Origin of the sequence: Lacisediminihabitans changchengi (genome assembly GCF_016634425.1) — a bacterium.
Lineage (GTDB): Bacteria > Actinomycetota > Actinomycetes > Actinomycetales > Microbacteriaceae > Lacisediminihabitans > Lacisediminihabitans changchengi.
In genome coordinates this window covers 437,592-456,415 of record NZ_JAEPES010000001.1, presented here as the reverse complement: position 1 = coordinate 456,415, position 18,824 = coordinate 437,592, and the positions used below count along the sequence as shown (strand labels likewise).

At 66.8% G+C, this 18,824-nt stretch carries 16 protein-coding genes; 10 read left to right on the top strand and 6 right to left on the bottom strand.

What is annotated here, in order from left to right; translation table 11 throughout:
- Positions 1-8 precede the first annotated feature (8 nt).
- The 3 genes from IV501_RS02200 to IV501_RS02190 form a co-directional block, all read right to left on the bottom strand.
- Positions 9-1,349, bottom strand: a complete 1,341-nt coding sequence (locus IV501_RS02200; RefSeq protein WP_200554766.1) for an O-antigen ligase family protein — start codon at positions 1,347-1,349, stop codon at positions 9-11.
- A gap of 2 nt (positions 1,350-1,351) precedes the next feature.
- Positions 1,352-2,155 carry a polyprenol monophosphomannose synthase gene (locus tag IV501_RS02195; RefSeq protein WP_200554765.1) on the bottom strand — a complete coding sequence of 268 codons (804 nt, stop codon included), beginning with the start codon at positions 2,153-2,155 and terminating at the stop codon, positions 1,352-1,354.
- A 68-nt stretch (positions 2,156-2,223) separates the two neighbouring features.
- Positions 2,224-3,513, bottom strand: coding sequence for a hypothetical protein (locus IV501_RS02190; protein WP_200554764.1), 1,290 nt, complete (start codon positions 3,511-3,513; stop codon positions 2,224-2,226).
- A 198-nt stretch (positions 3,514-3,711) separates the two neighbouring features.
- On the opposite strand from IV501_RS02190, the gene IV501_RS02185 reads away from it, so the two are divergent.
- Together IV501_RS02185 and IV501_RS02180 are read left to right on the top strand one after the other, a co-directional pair.
- Positions 3,712-4,710, top strand: a complete 999-nt coding sequence (locus IV501_RS02185; RefSeq protein ID WP_200554763.1) for a type IV toxin-antitoxin system AbiEi family antitoxin — start codon at positions 3,712-3,714, stop codon at positions 4,708-4,710.
- Between the two features lie 28 nt (positions 4,711-4,738).
- The gene (locus IV501_RS02180) at positions 4,739-5,539 is read left to right on the top strand and encodes a hypothetical protein (protein WP_200554762.1); all 801 of its coding nucleotides are present in this window, start codon (positions 4,739-4,741) and stop codon (positions 5,537-5,539) included.
- A gap of 107 nt (positions 5,540-5,646) precedes the next feature.
- Here the strand turns inward: IV501_RS02180 and IV501_RS02175 are convergent, their stop codons facing one another.
- Positions 5,647-6,831 carry an acyl-CoA dehydrogenase family protein gene (locus IV501_RS02175; RefSeq protein WP_200554761.1) on the bottom strand — a complete coding sequence of 395 codons (1,185 nt, stop codon included), beginning with the start codon at positions 6,829-6,831 and terminating at the stop codon, positions 5,647-5,649.
- Positions 6,832-6,985: 154 nt separating this feature from the next.
- On the opposite strand from IV501_RS02175, the gene manA reads away from it, so the two are divergent.
- The 5 genes from manA (at position 6,986) to IV501_RS02150 (ending at position 14,407) form a co-directional block, all read left to right on the top strand.
- Positions 6,986-8,206: a mannose-6-phosphate isomerase, class I gene (gene manA, locus IV501_RS02170; RefSeq protein ID WP_200554760.1), complete on the top strand. Its 1,221-nt coding sequence runs from the start codon at positions 6,986-6,988 to the stop codon at positions 8,204-8,206.
- A gap of 229 nt (positions 8,207-8,435) precedes the next feature.
- Positions 8,436-9,404, top strand: coding sequence for a UDP-glucose 4-epimerase GalE (galE, locus tag IV501_RS02165; RefSeq protein WP_200554759.1), 969 nt, complete (start codon positions 8,436-8,438; stop codon positions 9,402-9,404).
- Between the two features lie 168 nt (positions 9,405-9,572).
- Positions 9,573-9,911, top strand: a complete 339-nt coding sequence (locus IV501_RS02160; RefSeq protein WP_200554758.1) for a WhiB family transcriptional regulator — start codon at positions 9,573-9,575, stop codon at positions 9,909-9,911.
- A 112-nt stretch (positions 9,912-10,023) separates the two neighbouring features.
- Positions 10,024-12,858, top strand: coding sequence for a glycosyltransferase family 2 protein (locus IV501_RS02155; protein ID WP_200554757.1), 2,835 nt, complete (start codon positions 10,024-10,026; stop codon positions 12,856-12,858).
- On the top strand, positions 12,851-14,407 hold the full coding sequence (locus IV501_RS02150; RefSeq protein ID WP_200554756.1) for a DUF5719 family protein: 1,557 nt from the start codon (positions 12,851-12,853) through the stop codon (positions 14,405-14,407). The genes IV501_RS02155 and IV501_RS02150 overlap by 8 nt, the downstream gene beginning before the upstream one ends.
- A 25-nt stretch (positions 14,408-14,432) precedes the next feature.
- Here IV501_RS02150 and IV501_RS02145 read toward each other — a convergent pair whose 3' ends face one another.
- Positions 14,433-14,864 carry a metallopeptidase family protein gene (locus tag IV501_RS02145; protein WP_200554755.1) on the bottom strand — a complete coding sequence of 144 codons (432 nt, stop codon included), beginning with the start codon at positions 14,862-14,864 and terminating at the stop codon, positions 14,433-14,435.
- Between the two features lie 61 nt (positions 14,865-14,925).
- On the opposite strand from IV501_RS02145, the gene IV501_RS02140 reads away from it, so the two are divergent.
- The 3 genes from IV501_RS02140 (at position 14,926) to rffA (ending at position 17,884) form a co-directional block, all read left to right on the top strand.
- Complete coding sequence (locus IV501_RS02140; protein ID WP_200554754.1) at positions 14,926-15,132, top strand: DUF3499 family protein; 207 nt, start codon at positions 14,926-14,928, stop codon at positions 15,130-15,132.
- A 43-nt stretch (positions 15,133-15,175) separates the two neighbouring features.
- Positions 15,176-16,597 (top strand): phosphomannomutase/phosphoglucomutase, encoded by a 1,422-nt coding sequence (locus tag IV501_RS02135; RefSeq protein ID WP_200554753.1) that lies wholly within the window; start codon positions 15,176-15,178, stop codon positions 16,595-16,597.
- A 135-nt stretch (positions 16,598-16,732) separates the two neighbouring features.
- Positions 16,733-17,884 carry a dTDP-4-amino-4,6-dideoxygalactose transaminase gene (rffA, locus tag IV501_RS02130; protein ID WP_200554752.1) on the top strand — a complete coding sequence of 384 codons (1,152 nt, stop codon included), beginning with the start codon at positions 16,733-16,735 and terminating at the stop codon, positions 17,882-17,884.
- Here rffA and IV501_RS02125 read toward each other — a convergent pair.
- Entirely contained in the window at positions 17,881-18,819 is a 939-nt protein-coding gene (locus IV501_RS02125; RefSeq protein WP_200554751.1) for a glycosyltransferase, read from the bottom strand. The genes rffA and IV501_RS02125 overlap by 4 nt on opposite strands.
- Positions 18,820-18,824: the final 5 nt, after the last annotated feature.

Sequence of the window (18,824 nt, the reverse complement as noted above, 5' to 3'; positions counted from 1 at the left end):
GGCTCGCCTCATCCGGCTCGCCTCGGCCTGCCCGCGGCAAGTTCGGTGACGGAGCGATCCCACTTGGTCTTGACCGCCCACAGCACGAGCAACAGCCAGCCGCCCTCGACCAGAATGCGGCTCTCGGCGATGCTCTGGATAAGCTGCGCGACCAGCACCAGCAGCGGCAGCAGCGAGAGCCAGCTGTGGGTGCCGCGATCCGTCGATCCGGTGAAGGTGCGATCCACAGCGAGCTGCCACGAGCGCCACACGGTCGACACGACGAGCGCGGCGAAGACGACGAGCCCGACCACCCCCAGCTGGAACAGCACGTCGAGCCAGGCGTCGTGTGCGTGCAGCACCTGCACGCCACCGGCCTCAACGTAGAGCAGCTTCTTGTCGGTGAAGGGGTACGCCCACGGCACCCAGTAGCTGATCCAGCCCCAGCCGAAGGCCGGGCGCTGCGACCAGGTGTGGATGACGTGCTCCCAGATGTTGGTGCGGCCGGTGAGCTCCGAACTCTTACCGAGGACCGACAGGATGACCCCGCGCCCGGCCAGCGCGCCGAGCACGAGCACGGCTACCACGGCCACAATCCCGCCGTAGGTGTACGCGCGAGTGCGCGGTGTTCGCGCCCGCCGCACCAGCACGACGGCCAGCGTCACCACCAGCAGTGCCGCGATTGCGAGGAAGATCGTCGCTGACCGGGTGAGCCCGATCGCGACGAGCGCGACCGCGAACCACACCCAGCCGGCGCGGCCGACGGATCGGGCGGCGAGCTGAATTCCAAAAACAATCAGGCCGATCAGCGCGGCCTGGGCGAGCAGGCTCGAATTGCCCACGATGCCCTGGATCTTGCCCGCTTCGAACAAGAGATTGCGCGACCAGTACAGGAGCTTGGCCGGGTGCGCGGGGTCATCCGGCACGACCCAGACCGGATAGATCGGATGGCGGATGAACGCGGAGACGATGAACTCGAAGACGAACGACAGCCCGAGGATGAGGCGGAACACCCAGCCGAGCACGCGCAGAAGCTCGGCCCAGCTGAGGAGTGCGGCGATGACGACCGCAGCGAGGCTCGTGAGCGTCTGGGTGACGAAGGCGAGCACGGTCTCGGGACGATAGGCAGACCAGGCGATCGACAGCAGTGCGAGGGCGAGGAAGGCGATCAACGGGTAGGGCAGCTTGGTCAGCCGGATCTTCGCCCGGTTGCGGACCAGCAGCAGGATGGTGGTCACCGCGATGATCAGCACGACGGCGCCGTAGCCGTACCAGGTGGTCAGATCGCGCCAGAAATCGCTGGCGATGGTGGAGAAGACCGCGAGAGTCGCGAAGCCCAGGCGGAAGCCGCGACTGTCGAGTATTGCCATGCCTAGAGGCTAGACGACCCCGCTACGGATGCGCGGGAGCCGAGCAGGTGGCGCAGCTGGCTGGCGCGGCGGCCGATGCCCCACGCGGTGACCTTGAGCATGGCCTCGACGACGATGTTGCCGCTCATCTTCGAGACGCCGAACTCCCGATCCTTGAAAACGATCGGCACCTCGACGACGCCGAAGCCGGCGTTCACGGTGCGGATCGTGAGGTCGATCTGGAAGCAGTACCCCTGCGAGTCGACATCCGTCAGAGTCATGCCCGCAAGGGCATCTGCGCGGTAGACGCGATAGCCGCCGGTGAGGTCGTTCGTACGGATGCCGAGAGCTGCGCGGGCGTAGAGGTTCGCGGTACGGCTGAGAGCTTCGCGCGACTTCGGCCAGTTCTCGACCCGGCCACCCTGCACCCAGCGCGAGCCGATGACGACGCCGACCGGTGGGGTGGCTTCGGCACCGGCGCGAATGGTGTCGAGCATCTCGGCGAGAGTGTCGGCCGGGTGTGAGCCGTCGGCATCCATCTCCACGATCAGGTCGTAATCCCGTTCGAGTGCCCAGCCGAAAGCGTCGACGTAGGCCATGCCGAGGCCGTTCTTCGCAGTGCGGTGCAGCACGTGGATGCGCTCGTCGGCTTGCGCGAGGTCGTCGGCGATGCGGCCGGTTCCGTCGGGGCTGGCGTCGTCGACGACCAGCACGTGCGTTGTCGGCACTGCGGCGAGTGCGTTCGCGACAGCTGTGCCAATGTTCTCCGCTTCGTCGTAGGTCGGGATGACGACGAGAGTGCGCCAGTCAGCGGGCTCGGGGAGCATGCGGGGCGAGTCCTTCTGTGAGGCGGAAACAGCTAGAGAATCATTGCACGCGCGCGAATAGCTGCCTATTAGTCGATGCGCGAGCACGGAACGGAGACCACCCACCGCACCGTTCCATACTTCGGTGCGGTGGTGATCGGTTCCTCGGCGCTTCCAGGCTCGGAATTGCAGGCCATCTGTGCGCGCTCGATCGCCGTATCCCAGGTCGGGCCGTTCGAGCGGTTCGTGTCGTAGGGAACGAAGTGGATAGCGAGCAGGGCGACCACCGCCACGGCCGCTACGGCACCGACGACTCGACAGGGACGGGATGACCTCGTCAGCAAGATCTGCGCCGCCACGATCACCGACGCCAACAGCATCATGCTCGGCACCACGGCGTAGCGGACGAAGCTGAAGGCGTGCGGCGTCAGCGCGGCACCGCCGTACCCGTTGAGGTAGGAGTCAGCGGTCCAGAGCACCGCAGACCCCGGGACCAGATAGAGCACGGTGATGCGCTGCAGGCCCGAACCGCGTTTCAGCACGTAGACGAACGCGACGACGAAGGGCGCAATGGCAAGAGCGAGCCAGAGCACGCGGAGATTGCCGAGCGCGGCGTCCAGAAGCTTCGGGTCGGGAAGGTAACTGGCAAGAGCGGTCTGCCCGATGTAGGCGCGGATCGCTCCGCCGAGGCCCCCGGAATGTGCCTCGCGCGGGGAGAGCAGGCTGGTGGCGATCTGTGCGATCAAGCCAACGACGAGTCCGATGCGCGGCGGCCACACCAGGGCTGAGCGGCGGCGCACGAAAAACAGTGGAACGAGAAACAGCAACTGGATGTCCGAGAGTGCGCAGATCAGCGCGACCAGCCCCAGCAGCCAGGCTCCGACCCGTGTGCGCGGCAGGTAGAGCAGCACCCACAGCATCGTCCAGATGAAGATCCAGTGCACGTTTGCGGCGTTGCCCAGCACCTCGATGGGGAGCAGCGGCGCACCGATGGTGATCGCCGCCAGGACGAAGCGCAGCGCACGGGCGGGGACGACATCCTGCGCGCACCAGAAGACGAGCGCCGCGCAGAGCCCGGCGACCGCGCAGGCCGACAGGTTGATGAACAGCGCGACGTCCTGGATCCGGGCGAAGGACACCGCCGCATCGGCGAGCAAACGGGGCACGAACTGCAGGTAGCCCATGTACCCGGCGAACAGGTGCTCGAGCGGCCTGCCGGAGATTGCGTCATTCACGAAGATGGTTCCGTCTTCCGCCCACACTGTGCGCTGCGCGATCGGCGGCAGGCGCAACCACGCGGCAGCGGTGGCGAGGATGGCGATGGCGGCGACGACGGCCGCCTCGACTCCGCGCGCGCGGGTGGCGTGAGTGCGCGTCATCCGGAGCTCCCTTCGCGGCTGCCACTTGGCCGGGATAGCCTAGCGGCCAGCTTTCTTCGGCCATTGTTGCGCGAAGCTATGCATGGAGGTAGCTCCCAGGTTTTTATATTTTGAAGCGCAATTCAAATAGAATGAACGCGCACGATAAATGAACACGAGGCGAGTGGAGCCAAGGTGCAATCAGCGGCGATTCAGTCAATGCTTCGAGAACTCGGCGTGGAAGTCCGCGCGGACGCCGGATGGTCGAACCTTTTGGCGGGACACTCCGAGAAGGTCGAGCTTCGCCGCGGGCAGTCAGCGCAGGAGTACGACGCCGTTTACTTTCCGATGCAGACCGGTGCCCCATCGGCGCTTCGTACAATCACGAAGAACGCACAATCAGGTTCTCGAGTGCTGATGTTCGGAGAGCAGTTCAATCCGAGAACAGCGAACGCATTGCGCGTGCAAGGCATTGACTACCTTGACCTTGCCGGGAACGCCTCCATTCAGTTCGGTGACGTGCTCATCGACGTACGCGGGCGGCGATCGGCAGCGCCGCGGTCGAAAGAAACGCGTGTGCAATCGCCGCGGAATCCCTTCAGCCTGAGCCGATCGCAGGTAATTTTTGCCCTCCTCACGTGGCCTGAGCTGCTGACCATGCCTGTGCGCTACACAGGCCAGGTCGCAGGCGTGTCAGTGGGCAGTGCGTTTAACACAATCGAATTTCTCAAAGAGATCGGCTACCTAGTCGGGGAGGGGCTGCCGACGATCGCGCGCAAACGAGAGTTGATAGACAACTGGACTACCGCATATCAGACGGGACTCAAGAACAAACTGCAGTTGGAGCGTTTTCGCGGCGACATCGTGAGCGTGGTCGGAATCGGTCCCGGCGCGCCGTTCTCGATTAGCGGTGAACTTGCCGTTCCGTCGCTTCTGCGGCCGACCACGTTGACTCTCTACGTGCGGGAGCTGGACCCGCAGCTGATCTTCGCCAATCGATGGAGGCGGGACGAAAATCCCAACATCGAAATCCGCAGACAATTCTGGAAGACGCCGGCCGAGATTCTTCGCGCAGAGCGAGGGGTGGAATACGAGCGGTTTGAGCACGAGGTGCCTTCACTGCTCGTGTACGCGGACCTTATGAGCAGCGGAGACGGACGGCAGCGCGAGGCTGCAGGGATCTACAGAGAGCAGAACAGTGAACTTGCGGGGGATTGACGAAGCTCAGCTTCATCTACTCGATGAGGTGATCAGCACGATCGTCGACGACGGTTCGATCGCGGGCGATCGAGTGATGCTAGTGGGTGCCGAATGCCGGGACATCCTCCATGCCTCGCTCGGGCACGAGTTCGCTCTTCGACGAACGTCGGATATCGATCTCGCCCTGGCAATCGACGATTGGGATTCCCACGAGCAGATCGTTAGACGCTTTTCTCGCACCGGTCACACAGGCATTCGCTACCGTATCTCGGACATTTCGGTCGACATCATGCCTTTCGGCTCGGTCGAAGATCCGCGGGGCGAAGTGGCGCCGGCGACGCGTAAGACGGACCCCTTCAGCGTCTTCGCTTTCCAAGAAGTGTTCACCGGGGCTGCGCCCCTCCGGATGCCGAGCGGGACGTCCATTCGGGTGCCAACGCCCGCCGGCTATTCGGCATTGAAGTTGCGGGCGTGGCATGACCGATGGACCTCTGCAAACGACGACAAGGACGGCCCCGACCTGGCGACCGTTGCGTTCTGGTATGCGAACGATTCTGACGTCGACACGACGCTGTGGGGTACCGATCACGGACGACAGATCCTTGTCGCATCGGACTTCGACTACGCGGTGGCCGCCGCTCAGTTCATGGGATGCGAGTCCATGACCGCGATCGGCACGGAGCGGGCGGATGAGCTGCGCGAGCTGTGGAGGTTGCTCGATCTCGATGCGCTAGCGAAGGCGTTTGGCGATTCGTCTCTGCCCGGTTGGCCTATGGCACGAGGCCGCAGACGAGAGTTGGTCGACGGTCTGACCACGGGGATCATGACCCGGCCAAACACCGAATAGGGCCGAGCTTGTGAGAGGGCGGGTCTCGATACGCGTCCCCGCGCGGGCGCTCGGGCGCTACTCGACCGGCGGAATTGGGTCGCGCGCAGCCGACCGGCGGGACGGGACTACACGAAGGCGGCCTTGCCGGTGATGGCGCGCCCGACGATGAGCGTGTTCATCTCGCGGGTGCCCTCGTAGGAGTAGATGGCCTCGGCATCGGCGAAGTATTTGACCACGCCGTAGTCCATGACGATGCCGTTGCCGCCGAACAGTTCGCGGCACCAGGCGACGGTCTCGCGCATGCGGCTGGTGGTGTACTCCTTGGCGAGCGAGGAGTGCTCATCGCGCTGAGTGCCCTCGTCGAGCATCGCCGAGACGCGGGTGACCAGACCGATCGAGGCGGTGATGTTGCCGAGGCTCTTGGCCAGCAGCTCCTGGATGAGCTGGTGCGAACCGATCGGCTTGCCGAACTGGATGCGCTCGCCGGCGTACTTCACGGCCGCCTCGTATGCACCGATCGAGTTGCCGATCGCAGCCCACGCCACCTCGGCGCGAGTGAGCCTGAGTACGGCGGCCGTCTCGCGGAACGATTTGGAACCCTGGAGGCGGTTCGACTCCGGCACCACGACATCCGTCAGCACGATGTCCGCGTTCTGCACGATGCGCAGCGCCTGCTTGTTCTCAATGCGCTTGGCCGAGTAGCCGGGGGTGCTCGTGGGAACGATGAAGCCCTTGACCTGGTTGTCGTCGGCGTCGCGCGCCCAAACGATGGTGACGTCGCTGATCGAGCCGTTGCCGATCCAGCGCTTGGCGCCGTTGATGATCCAGTTGTCACCGTCGCGCTTGGCAACGGTCTGCAGGCCCTGGGCGGTGTCAGAGCCGGAGAGCGGCTCGGTGAGACCGAACGCGCCAAGCAGCTCACCGCTGGCGAACTTCGGCAGCCATTCTGCGCGCTGCTCCGGGGAGCCGGCGACCGCGATCGAACCCATGACGAGACCGTTCTGCATACCGACCAGAGTGGCGACCGAGGCATCCACGCGGGCGAGCTCCAGAGCGATCCAGCCGCGGAAGACGGCGCTGTTCTCGAACTGGCGGGTCTCCTCCCACGGCTGACCGAACAGGCCGAGGTCGGCGAGACCCGTCACGATGTGGCGGGGAAAGAACTCAGCATTCATCCACAGGTCGTTCATGATCGGGCGCACCTCCGCCTCGAGAAACTCGCGCAGCGCCACGATGGTCTGCTTCTCTTGATCGCTCAGCGCATTCTCGAAACCGTAGAAGTCGCTGGGGATGGGCTCGAATGACGTCATTGTGTTCTGCTCCATTGCTCGTGCGGGTTGCCCTGTCGACTCTAAGGTGATGCGGATTTGCCCGGGGCCGCGCTGTACTTTTGGTGCACGGGCCCTCACTGACGCGGAGCGCGCTTTGTAGATCGCTGCCAAGCAGACTAGAGAGAAGCAGTACATGTTCGTCAAGATCGCTAACACCCCTCGTCCATACGCCTGGGGATCGACCTCGGCGATCGCCGACCTGCTGGGCACCACCCCGAGCGGTGAGCCGGAAGCCGAGCTGTGGCTCGGTGCGCATCCCGGATCACCGAGTCGCATCGTCGACCCGGCCGAGGCCGAGGGGTCCGCCACTCTGCTGGACTGGATCGCCGCCGATCCGGCGAAGACGTTGGGTGGGGCGGCGGGAGCCGGGCAGCTTCCGTTTCTGCTCAAAGTGCTGGCCGCGTCATCCGCTCTCTCCCTGCAGGCGCACCCGACGCCCGAGCAGGCCCTCGAAGGTTTCGAGCGGGAGAACGCGCTCGGAATCCCGCTGGATGCCCGCAACCGCAACTACAAAGATGCCTTCGCCAAGCCCGAGATGATCTTCGCGCTCAGCGAGACCTTCGACGCGCTGTGCGGGTTCCGCTCGCTCGACGAAACACGGGAGATCGTTCACGCCCTGCTCGACGCCGATCAGCGCCGCGAAGACCCGCAGCCGCAGCCGCTCGAAGACCTGCTCGCTGCGCTGTCAACACCGTCTACCGGGTCTGCGGATGACGCGCTCCGCACGACCTTCGAATGGCTCCTGTCGAACGGCGCGGGTGTGCCCACCCTCGTTCGGCTGGTGTCGGACATCGCGCCACTCGCGTCATCGGGCCGCTTCGACCGCGAGTTCGCGACGGTGGGCGACCTCGCCCGCGAGTATCCCGGAGACCCCGGCATCGTGATCTCGCTGCTGCTCAACCGCGTGACGCTGTCGGCGGGCGAGGCGCTGTACCTGCCGGCCGGCAACATCCACGCGTATTTGCAGGGGCTCGGTGTCGAGCTGATGGCGGCGTCGGACAACGTGCTGCGCGGAGGGCTCACGCCGAAGTACGTGGATGTGCCGGAACTGCTGAGCGTGCTCGACTTTCGCGCCGTACCCGTGCCGTACCTGCATCCGTCGACGCCGGCGCCGACCGTGCAGGTGTTCCAGCCCGACGTGCCCGACTTTCTGCTGGTGCGCGTGACCGGCGATGCCGGTTACCGCGTCGACGGGCCCGCGATCGCGCTGTGCACCGCCGGCGCGATGACGATCACCGGGGCGGTGTCGTCGACGTCGATAGCTCGCGGCGAGAGCTTCTTTGTCACGCCCGAGGAGGGCACGCTGGCGTTCCGCGGTGAGGGCACCGTGTTCCTCGCGACGACGGGGGAGTAGGGCATCCGTTCCCGCACCCGTCCGTCAACATGATGGCGACACCGAAAGTCCCGATTTCGTCCTGTTGACTGCCGATTTGCCGATCTGATCCTGTTGGCGGACGGGCGGACGGGCGGACGGGCGGACGGGCGGTCGGGCGGACGGGCGGACGGGTTGACGGTGAGCATTTCGCCTGATGGCCACGACCGCGTTGCCGACTGCGCCTCGCCGCGCCGCTAGCCTAAGGAGCATGACGTGGCTTGTGACCGGCGGGGCCGGCTATATCGGTGCACATGTGGTTCGGGCTCTCGACGCGGCGGGGATGTCCCCGGTTGTGCTCGATGACCTCTCCAGCGGATTCGCGGCCTTCGTACCCGCGGATGTGCCGTTCGTGCAGGCAACGATCCTCGACGGCGAAGCTCTCCTCGACACGATCGAGCGCCACGACGTCACCGGCGTCATCCATGTGGCCGGCTACAAGTACGCCGGCGTCTCGGTGCAGCGCCCTCTGCACACCTACGAGCAGAACGTCACCGGTACGGCCACCCTTCTTGCCGCGATGGCGGACCGCGAGATCGATCGCATTGTCTTCTCGTCGAGCGCCGCCGTGTACGGAACGCCCGATGTGGATCTGGTCACCGAAGACACGCCGAAGGCGCCCGCCTCGCCATACGGCGAGTCCAAGCTGATCGGCGAATGGCTGCTGCGTGATGCCGGGGTCGCCTATGGCACGCGCCACACCTCGCTGCGGTACTTCAACGTCGTCGGCTCGGGTGACCCGAGCATCTACGACACCAGCCCGCACAACCTGTTCCCGCTGGTGTTCGATGCGCTGGTCAACGGCCGCACCCCGCGCATCAACGGCGATGACTACCCGACACCGGATGGCACGAACGTGCGCGACTACATCCACGTGGCCGATCTCGCGCTTTCCCACGTTGCGGCGGCCCGTCGACTGGATGCTGGCGAGCCGATCGAACCCGCGTACAACCTGGGCAGCGGCGAGGGTGTCTCGGTGCGCGAGATCATGACGGCGATCGCGGATGTCACCGGCATCCCGTTCACCCCGGAGATCGCACCGCGGCGCGCGGGCGACCCTGCTCGCATCGTCGCCGCCGGTGAGCTCGCCGCCCGCGACATCGACTGGAAGATGCGTCACAGCCTGGCCGAGATGGTGCAGAGCGCGTGGAGCGCGCGCACCGCCGCCACCACCGTCTGAGTCGCTTCCCGGGCGTGTCACTCCTTTGGGGGTGACGGCGCGTCGTGAACCCTCGACACCATGTCGAGGCTTTACGATCTGCGACTTGACTCGAGGTAACTACACGGGTGTAATTATCCCTAACGCGAATGTGGCACGTCGTACGCATCGCGGAGGGGAGCTTGTGCTATGGCGTTCGAGGAGAACAGCACTGCCAGTGGCAGTCGGCGCGGTGTGCCGGAAGACTGGTTCGTCGACCCCGTACGGCTGGGGGTGCCGGGGGTTCGGCAGGCAGTAACCGAAGACGAGAATCCGCTCGCGTGGCAGACTGATTCGCTCTGCGCTCAGACCGACCCGGAGGCCTTCTTTCCGGAGAAGGGTGGTTCGACCCGCGACGCGAAGAAGATCTGCGTGTCGTGCGAGGTTCGCAACCAGTGCCTCGAGTACGCGCTGCAGAACGATGAGCGGTTCGGCATCTGGGGCGGCCTGTCGGAGCGCGAGCGTCGCAAGCTGCGCAAGCGGGCGTAGGGGTTTTTCGTCGGGTTTCGATACGCGTGCTCGTTCCTCGCGCGCTACTCAACCGGCGCGTTACCGGGGTGTCCCGCTGTTCGTGAGGCGAGTCGCGCTTAGGGTCGTCTAGATGCAAGCGAGAGTCACCGTGATCCTCGTCGCCCGCAACGGGGCGGCGTACCTCGGGCGAACCCTCGCCGCGGTGGCCGCGCAGACGCGCCGACCGGACGCGATAGTCGCAGTCGACGCCGGGTCGGCCGACTCCAGTGCAGACTCGCTCGCGGCATCCGCCCCGACTCAGTTGGTGACGACGCGAGCTCAGCCCTTTGGCTCCGCGGTCGAGCGGGCACTGGAGGTCGGGCCTCCACCGCAATCCGAGGACGAGTGGCTCTGGCTGCTCGCCCACGACAACGCTCCCGAGCCGAACGCGCTCGCCGAACTGCTCGCCGCCGTTGAGATCTCCCCGTCGGTGGCCATCGCGGGGCCAAAGCTCATGCGACTGGACCAGCCGGACGTCATCGCCGAGTTCGGCGAGACCATGACCAGATACGGGTCGTCGGCGCTGTTGGTCGACGGCGAGCTCGATCAGGCCCAGCACGACGTGCAGGACGATGCCCTCGGCGTCGCGGCAAACGGCATGCTGGTGCGCCGGTCGGTGTTCAGCGCGCTGGGCGGATTCGACCCCGGGCTCCCGAGCATCGACGCCGCCCTCGACTTCTCGATCCGTGCCAGGCTCGCCGGGTATCGGGTCGCCCTGGTCCCGGGCGCCAAGGTCTCCTCGGCCGGACCAGCGGAGACCTTCGGGCGTCGCAGCGTCTCCGGCTCCAGGCGCGCCCGCATCGCCCGCGGTGCTCAGCTGCATCGCCGACTCGTCTATTCGCCGGCCGCCGCACTGCCGCTGCACTGGCTCAGTCTCGTCCCGCTCGCATTCTTCCGCGCGATCGGGCAGATCCTCGCCAAGCGCCCCGGTTCCGTCGGCGGCGAGTTCGGCGCCGCCTTCGCCTCCGCGTTCACTGGCGGTGTGCTCGGCGCGCGCCGCCGCATCCGTCGCACTCGCCGCGTCGGCTGGGGCGCAATCGCACCACTCCGGATGTCGCCCAGAGATGTGCGCGAGCGTCGCCTTCAGGCGCGCGAGGCCGCGAACAACGCGGCGACGACATCCGCTGCTCCGATGGAACCGGTCGCCGGATTCGTGGCTCACGGCGGGCTCTGGATGGTCGTGCTGGCCGCGGTGATCGCCGCGATCGCGCTAGGCCCGATCCTCAGCGCCCAGTCGCTCGTGGGCGGCGGGCTGCTGCCGCTGTCTGGAACGCCGGGTGAACTGTGGAGTCACGTCGGCTATGGCTGGCGGGAGATCGGTGGTGGCTTCGTCGGAGCCTCCGATCCCTTCGCCTATGTGCTCGCGGTGCTCGGTTCGATCACGTTCTGGTCGCCCTCCTTCGGTGTCGTTCTGCTCTACCTGCTCGCGCTCCCCCTGTCCGCGCTCGGCGCGTGGTTCGCCGCCCGCCGGGTGAGCTCGCGGCCGTGGCTGCCTGCCATCGCTGCTCTGCTGTGGACGCTCGCGCCGTCGCTCCTGAGCTCCCTCGGCGGCGGGCATCTGGGTGCGGTCATCGCCCACCTCCTGCTGCCGTGGCTGGTGCTCGCCGCGCTCGGGGCGCCGCGGTCGTGGGCCGCGGCCGCGACATCCGCGCTGCTGCTCGCCGCGATCGGGGCGTCGGCTCCGATACTGGTGCCCGCCCTCCTGGTGGCGTGGTTTGCCTGGCTCGTGTCGCGTCCCGCTGCCGTGCTTCGCCTCATCGCCATTCCCGTGCCGCTTGCCGCACTCTTCGCGCCGCTGGTGATCCAGCAGATCCAGCGCGGAAATCCGCTGGGACTTCTTGCGGAGCCGGGCGTGCCGGTGAGTGGCGCGGAGACAAGCGCGTGGCAGCTCGCGCTCGGCTCGGCCGCGCCCGGCCTCGATGGCTGGACCGGCGCGGCATCCGCCCTGTCGCTTCCCGGTGCCGGCGCCGCGATCGTGGTCGCCGCTCTGCTGCTGCCCGTGGCCGCGCTCGCGCTGCTCGCGCTGTTCGTGCCCGGATCCCGGCGGTCGATCCCGTCGCTCGTGCTTGCTCTGATGGGCTTCGCCACCGCCGTGATCGGTTCGCGGATCGACGTCGCGGTGACCGGGGCCTCGGTGGCGTCGATCTGGCCAGGGGCTGCACTCAGCCTGTTCTGGCTGGGGCTGATCGGGGCGGTTTTGGTCGCTCTGGACGCCGTCGGTCGCGCCGCAATTCCGCTCGCGGTGCTCGCGTCGGTCACGACGGTCATTCTCGCCATCCCCCTTCTCGGCGCTCAGTACCTCCCGAATCCGACGGTGCGCGAGGGCGACGGGCGGATACTTCCGGCCGTCGTCGCCGCGGAAGCCGACGACCACCCTGCCGTCGGAACGCTCGTGCTCACGCCCAACGCCGGAGGGAGCCTGATCGCTCAGCTTGAGCGGGGTGCCGGGGCGACTCTCGACGATCAGTCGACGCTCGGCTCCACCGCGACCTCCCTCCCGCGCAGCGGTCGCTCCCTGGCCGACCTCGCGGGAAACCTGGCCTCGCAGAGCGGGCTGGACACGAAGAAAGAACTGGCGAAATTCTCGATCGGATTCGTCGTGCTCACCCCGGCCGATGGGCATCGAGAGGTGCATCAGCGCGCCTCGGAGGCGCTCGACGGTAATCCCGTGCTCGCCGCCGTGGGGAGCACCTCGAGTGGGCTGCTCTGGCGGGTAAACGAACCCGGCATCGCGACGACAGCCGGTCAGCCGTCCAACGTCGACAGTGCCTGGGGTCGCGTCGTGCTCATCGGTCAGGGAATCGTCTTCGGTCTCACGCTGCTGCTCGGCATCCCCACCGCGCGGAGGCGTCGTCGCACGACCGTCAGCGGTTCGACCGCTACCGCTCCCGCAACGACCTTCGAGGAGGAGGACGACAATGGCTGACCCCGACGACGAACTCGCGCCCGAATCCCCGCTGGCCGGGGAGCCGGTGGGCGATACCCTCGCCACGGATGACTTCGTTGGTGTGCGGAGCACGGACGACGACGAGTGGGTAGAGCCCAAACAGAAGCTCGGCGCACGCGGGGTCGTGGTGCTCAGCGCACGAGTGCTTGTCGGCGCCATCGGCACGGCAGCGGCGGCTGCGGCAATCCTCGGAGCGACATTCCTGCCATGGCCACAGCACACGGTGGCGGTCCCCTCCGAGCGCGTTACTCCCGTCTCGACGCAGCAGCAGCGGGTGTGTGCGGGGCCTCTGCTGCGACTGGGCGACGACACCGGTGCTGCGGCAACCCAGGCATCCTCATTCGGCCGCCCGACGGTGCGATCCGCCGCCAACCGTGACAGCGTGCGTGCGGCGGCGCTGCCGACGACGGAGAATTCCACCGGGGTGGCACCGATGGTGCTCAGCGTGCCAGCATCGAGCAAGCCGGTGCTGTTCGCCGGGAGCCAAGCGCAGGTCGCGGCATCCGGCGATATCGTCGGCTTTGCCGCGGCCGAGTGTTCAGTCGGCACTGCGGACAGTTGGTTGGTCGGCGGTTCGACCGAGACCGGTCGCACGACACTCATCACCCTCAGCAACCCGAGTGAGGTTTCCGCGACGGTGTCGTTGACCACCTATTCCGCGCAGGGCATCGTCGTCGGCACGGGCACGGACGGCATCGTGGTGCCAGCCGGGTCCGAGCGCGTCTTCTCCTTGGCGGCCTTTGCCCCCGGTGTCGACGCCCCCGTGGTGCACGTCGAGAGTCGCGGTGGCCCGATCGTGGCGAACCTGCAGCAGACCGTGGTTCGCACGCTCGAGCCCGGCGGTGTCGACATCATCGGCGCCACCACGGCGCCCTCGACCGAGACCACCATTCCCGGGATCGTGATCGCAAATTCCGCCGCGACGTTCGCCCGACAGAGCGAAGCGGGATCCGGCGACCTGACCTCGGTGATCCGGCTGCTCGTGCCGGGAACAACAGACGCTCACGCCGAGATCGCCATCGAGCCGCAGAACGCCCCCGATTCGGTTGTGACGACCGCCAGGCTGACCCTCCGCGCCGGCATGGTGACGGAGGTTCCGCTCGGGTCGTACCCCGACGGAAGTTACACCGTGCGCGTGACGACGGATGAGCCCGTGGTCGCCGCTGCCCGCACCTCGACGGTCGGGACCGGCCGGTCATCCGATTTCGCCTGGTTCTCCGCCGCCGCCGCCCAGAACGGGAAGAGCGAGCTCGCCATCGCGCCGGGACCGGCCGCGACGCTCAGCCTCGCCAGCGTGGCGACTTCGGCGGTGACCGTCACTCTGACTCCGACGGTCGGCGCCCCCATCGTGACCACCCTCGGGGCCCGAGGTGCCAGCGCGATTCCCGTGACGCCGGGGGAGACCTATTCGCTCTCGGCGACGGGACGAGTGGCGGTGTCAGTGAGTTATCTCGGCGACGGCCAGCTCGCATCCTTCGCCGCGAGTGCCCCGACACCGGTGTCGACGCCGATCCGGGTGTTCGGCTGAGCTGAGCCGGCCTGGGCTGCACCCGCTAGAGGTGGCGGAAGCGCTCCGGCGCCAGATCCCACGGGTCTTTGCCAAGCAGCTCGGCCACCGCGCGAAAAACGCAGCTCTCGATCATCATCCGTCGCTGCGTCTCATCGCCGCGCTGGCTGCGCGCCAGCCGTTCGATCGGCAGACGGTAGAGCGTCACGCGACGCGCGACAGGGTCGACCTGCCACCGGTCGATGCCGTCCCCCGCGCCGATCTGGGCGGGGAGGGCCGCGACCTCGAACGTCGCGGTCGCTAGTTCGTCTGGCCAGATGTCTTTGAGGTATTCCGCCGTCGAGCCGACGATCAGGTCGAACAGCTCCGCACGACTGTGCAGCGGCGGCAGATCCGGACCCGTGACGGGGGAGCGCAGCCCGCGGCCGTGGCGGTCGCGGTCGCCGGTGCGAGACGATCGTGCGCTGTCGCGGGGCATCCTGAGATTCTACCGGCGACCTCCGCGGCTCAGACGGCCGCGTGGCTTAGGCTCGAATCAAATGAATGTCAGGCTGTGCAGCAAGGTCGCGTGTTCGCACCCCGCGATCGCCACGCTCACCTACGACTACGCCGACTCCATGGCCGTGCTCGGGCCGCTCAGCCTGGTGGCCGAACCGCACAGCTACGACCTCTGCACCAAGCACGCGGAACGGCTCTCCGTTCCCCTGGGCTGGCAGGTCGTGCGCCACGTGTCGCTCGCCAGTTAGCAGTCCGACCGGCCAGCCGACACCGCCTCTGCCGGGTAAGTTGATGGGCATGGATTCACCGATCGACCTCTCCCCGTTCATCAAGGCCTACGACGTTCGCGGACTCGTCGGCTCTCAGCTGACGACCGAGGTCGTGACGGCCCTCGGAGCGGCTTTCGTCGACGAAGTGGGAGCGGGAACGGATGTCGTGGTCGGCCACGACATGCGCGACTCGTCCCCGGAATTCGCCGCCGCATTCGCCGCCGGCGCCCAGGCCCGTGGCGGCAACGTCGTCTCCATCGGCCTCTGCTCCACCGATGAGACTTACTTCGCCTCCGGCCACTTCGACGCTCCCGCCGCGATGTTCACGGCCAGTCACAACCCGGCGACCTACAACGGCATCAAGTTCAGCCGGGCCGGCGCGCAGGGCATCAGCTTCGACACGGGCCTCAAGTCGATCCGCGACCGGGCGCAGGAGTACCTGTCCACCGGTGTCACGCCCGTCGAGACGCCCGGCTCCTCCCGCGACGTCGACGTGCTCGCCGACTACGCGGCGTACCTGCGCTCGCTCGTCGACCTCAGCGGCATCCGCCCGATCAAGGTGGTCGTCGATGCCGGTAACGGCATGGGCGGACTCACGGTTCCCGCCGTGCTCGGCACCGCTGCCGGCCTGCCCGCGCTGCCGATTGAGATCATCCCGATGTATTTCGAGCTCGACGGCACGTTCCCGAACCACGAGGCCAACCCGCTCGACCCGAAGAACATCGTCGACCTGCAGAAGGCCGTGGTCGAGTACGGCGCAAATATCGGTCTCGCCTTCGACGGCGACGCAGACCGGTGCTTCGTCGTCGACGAGCGCGGCGACGCCGTGACTCCCTCGGCGGTGGCCGCGGTGGTGGCGTTGCGCGAGATCACCCGGGTGCGTGCTTCGCAGCCGGAGGGTGACATCTATGTCATTCATAACCTCATCACCTCGCGCATCGTGCCGGAGACGATCGAGGCAGCGGGCGCTATTCCGGTGCGCACCCGTGTCGGGCACTCCCTGATCAAGGATCAGATGGCCCAGACCGGCGCCATCTTCGGCGGCGAGCACTCGGCGCACTACTACTTCCGCGATTTCTGGGGGGCAGACAACGGCATGCTCGCCGCCATGCACTTCCTCGCGGAATTCGGCTCGCAGCCGGGCCCGCTGTCAACGATCTCGGCGAAATACACGCCGTACGCGCTCAGCGGCGAGATCAATTCGGTGGTGGAGGATGTCCCGGCCGCCTACAACCGCATCGTCGAGGCATTCACCGGTGTCGGTTCGTTCGACGAGCTCGACGGCCTCACGGTGACGGGCAATGTCTCGGGGGACAAGCCATTCTGGTGGTTCAACGTGCGTCCGAGCAACACCGAGCCGCTGCTGCGACTCAACGTGGAGGCCGGCACCCCCGAGGCAATGGAACGCATCCGCGATCAGGTGCTGGCTCTCATCCAGGGCTGATCTGCGCGCCACGATTCTCATAGCGAATCGTGACCCAGAATTGGGGCGCTTTTTGGGCGTTTCTGATAGGGGCTGCGTCATCCGTGCTGCATAAGATGAGCCAGAAGCCCGGTGGGCCAGAAGGACGGGTGGAACATGGCGCGCAAATCTGTCGCCTCGGCGGTCGATGTCATCCCGTTCTCGCGTCCGTATCGCTCCTCCGCTGAGCTGACGAACCTGGAGACCGTGCTTGGCTCGGGTCACGTCCACGGCGACGGGGACTTCACACGGAGTGCCACCGCTCGCCTCTCTCGACTGACCGGGTCCGAGAATGTGCTGCTCACGACATCCGCCACTCACGCGCTCGAGATGGCGAGCTCGCTTCTCGACATCGGGCCGGGTGACGAGGTGGTCATGCCGAGCTTCACCTTTCCCTCGGCTGCGGATGCCGTCGCCCGCACCGGGGCGACCTGCGTTTTTGTCGACATCGATCCGGCGACGGGCAACATCGACCCGGCTGACGTTGCCGAGGCTGTCGGACCGCTGACCGCGGCGATCTCGATCATGCATTACGGCGGTGTCCCGGTGGATGTCGCTTCCATCCAGTCGATCGCCGTCGAGCACGGTCTTCCGATCATCGAAGACAACGCTCACGGGCTCGGGGTGCAGGGCCTCGGTACCGCGGGAGTGCTGGCCGCGCAAAGTTTCCACGACACGAAAAACGTGCACTGCGGCGAAGGCGGAGCGCTCTTGATCAACGACCCGTCGATGGTGGCACGCGCGGAGATCATGCGGGAGAAGGGCACCAACCGCTCGCAGTTCCTGCGCGGCCAGGTCGACAAGTACAGCTGGATGGACTGGGGGTCGAGTTACCTCCCCAGCGAGCTGAACGCGGCGGTGCTGGATTCGCAGCTTGCGGACTTCGGGGAGATCCAGTTGCTGCGCACAGCGGTGTGGAACCGCTATTCGACAGAGCTAGCCGAGTGGGCCGCGGAAAGCGGCGTGCAGCTCATGGACCCACCTGGCGGCATCCACGCCTCCCACCTGTTCTTCGTCATCATGCCGACCTGGGGCGACCAGACCGCATTCATCGCCCACCTGCGTTCGCAGGGAGTGCAGGCAGCGTTCCACTACGTTCCCCTCGACACGAGCCCCGCTGGCCAGCGCTATGGGCGCACGCTGCGCGAACTCGAGCGCAGCGCTGACTTCTCTCGCCGCCTGGTACGTCTGCCGCTGTGGGCGGGAATGGGCGACGACGAGGTCGGACGCGTGATCGCCGCGGTGCTCGACTACCGGGTCGGGCTCTAGCGCCCCGGAGTGAGTACCTTCGCGAGCGCGGGGGACAGCGGGCCGCGGTGTCGCGCTAGGCCATGGACGAGGCCAACGCTCGCAGCGAGCAGGTGTCGGAGCCGATGAGGCCCTGAGACGATCGTGGTGAACGTCGGCGAGAGCTCACGTCGCACCGATGAGAGCACCCACCGTGGTGATGACCGCAGATAGCGCAGATAGAGATCGATGTTGTTGCGCGTGATGTAGTAGCGGCGGAATGGGCGGTGGTATTGATAGCGGGCCGGTTCGCCGTTGATGTATCTCTGCAGCCCGAACGGCCGGAGCAGCGCCTGCTCACCGAGCGAGTGGGTGATGTCCGTGCCGGGGCCGACGACGGTCAGCCAACCGTGGCGGGCGATCCGCAGGCAGAATTCGGTGTCAACGTCGTCGATGAACAGGCGGGCATCGAAGAGACCGCACTGCTCGAGCACCTCCCGCCGGATCACGAAGCCCGACTGAATCGCTTCCCGCACGACGCCGAGACCCTCGGGCGTGTACGAACCTGGGATGGAGGGCGCGCCGTTGATCCGATCCGCGCAGACGACGCCGACCTTGGTCTCGGGCGCAGCCAGGGAGAAGGCGTGGAGGCAGTCGGCGACGTAGTCGGGCGGGAGCAGCGAGTCTTGATCGAGGGTGAGCACGAAGTGCGCTCCCCGCTCGAGCGCCAACCGGGTGCCGGTGTTGAGCGCCGAAGCGATGCCGGAGTTGCGTCCCGTGCGGATCAGCTCAAAGCCCGCCGCATCGATACTGTCGAGCACGACGGATGCCCGCTCCGGGCTCCCGTCGTCGACCACGATTATCGAGTCGACCTGTTGCGCGAGCGAGCGCAGGCGCTCGAGTACGCCGACATCCGGTACGAAGGTGGGCACGACCGCGATCACGGTCGACGGGCGGTCCATGGGCGATTCGGTCACACGCC

Excerpts from the sequence above, each read along its gene's own strand:
- IV501_RS02200 (WP_200554766.1), bottom strand. The coding sequence starts at position 1,349 with ATGGCAATACTCGACAGTCGCGGCTTCCGCCTGGGCTTCGCGACTCTC.
- IV501_RS02195 (WP_200554765.1), bottom strand. The coding sequence starts at position 2,155 with ATGCTCCCCGAGCCCGCTGACTGGCGCACTCTCGTCGTCATCCCGACC.
- IV501_RS02190 (WP_200554764.1), bottom strand. The coding sequence starts at position 3,513 with ATGACGCGCACTCACGCCACCCGCGCGCGCGGAGTCGAGGCGGCCGTC.
- IV501_RS02185 (WP_200554763.1), top strand. The coding sequence starts at position 3,712 with ATGCTTCGAGAACTCGGCGTGGAAGTCCGCGCGGACGCCGGATGGTCG.
- IV501_RS02175 (WP_200554761.1), bottom strand. The coding sequence starts at position 6,831 with ATGACGTCATTCGAGCCCATCCCCAGCGACTTCTACGGTTTCGAGAAT.
- manA (WP_200554760.1), top strand. The coding sequence starts at position 6,986 with ATGTTCGTCAAGATCGCTAACACCCCTCGTCCATACGCCTGGGGATCG.
- galE (WP_200554759.1), top strand. The coding sequence starts at position 8,436 with ATGACGTGGCTTGTGACCGGCGGGGCCGGCTATATCGGTGCACATGTG.
- IV501_RS02160 (WP_200554758.1), top strand. The coding sequence starts at position 9,573 with ATGGCGTTCGAGGAGAACAGCACTGCCAGTGGCAGTCGGCGCGGTGTG.
- IV501_RS02155 (WP_200554757.1), top strand. The coding sequence starts at position 10,024 with ATGCAAGCGAGAGTCACCGTGATCCTCGTCGCCCGCAACGGGGCGGCG.
- IV501_RS02150 (WP_200554756.1), top strand. The coding sequence starts at position 12,851 with ATGGCTGACCCCGACGACGAACTCGCGCCCGAATCCCCGCTGGCCGGG.
- IV501_RS02145 (WP_200554755.1), bottom strand. The coding sequence starts at position 14,864 with ATGCCCCGCGACAGCGCACGATCGTCTCGCACCGGCGACCGCGACCGC.
- IV501_RS02140 (WP_200554754.1), top strand. The coding sequence starts at position 14,926 with ATGAATGTCAGGCTGTGCAGCAAGGTCGCGTGTTCGCACCCCGCGATC.
- IV501_RS02135 (WP_200554753.1), top strand. The coding sequence starts at position 15,176 with ATGGGCATGGATTCACCGATCGACCTCTCCCCGTTCATCAAGGCCTAC.
- rffA (WP_200554752.1), top strand. The coding sequence starts at position 16,733 with ATGGCGCGCAAATCTGTCGCCTCGGCGGTCGATGTCATCCCGTTCTCG.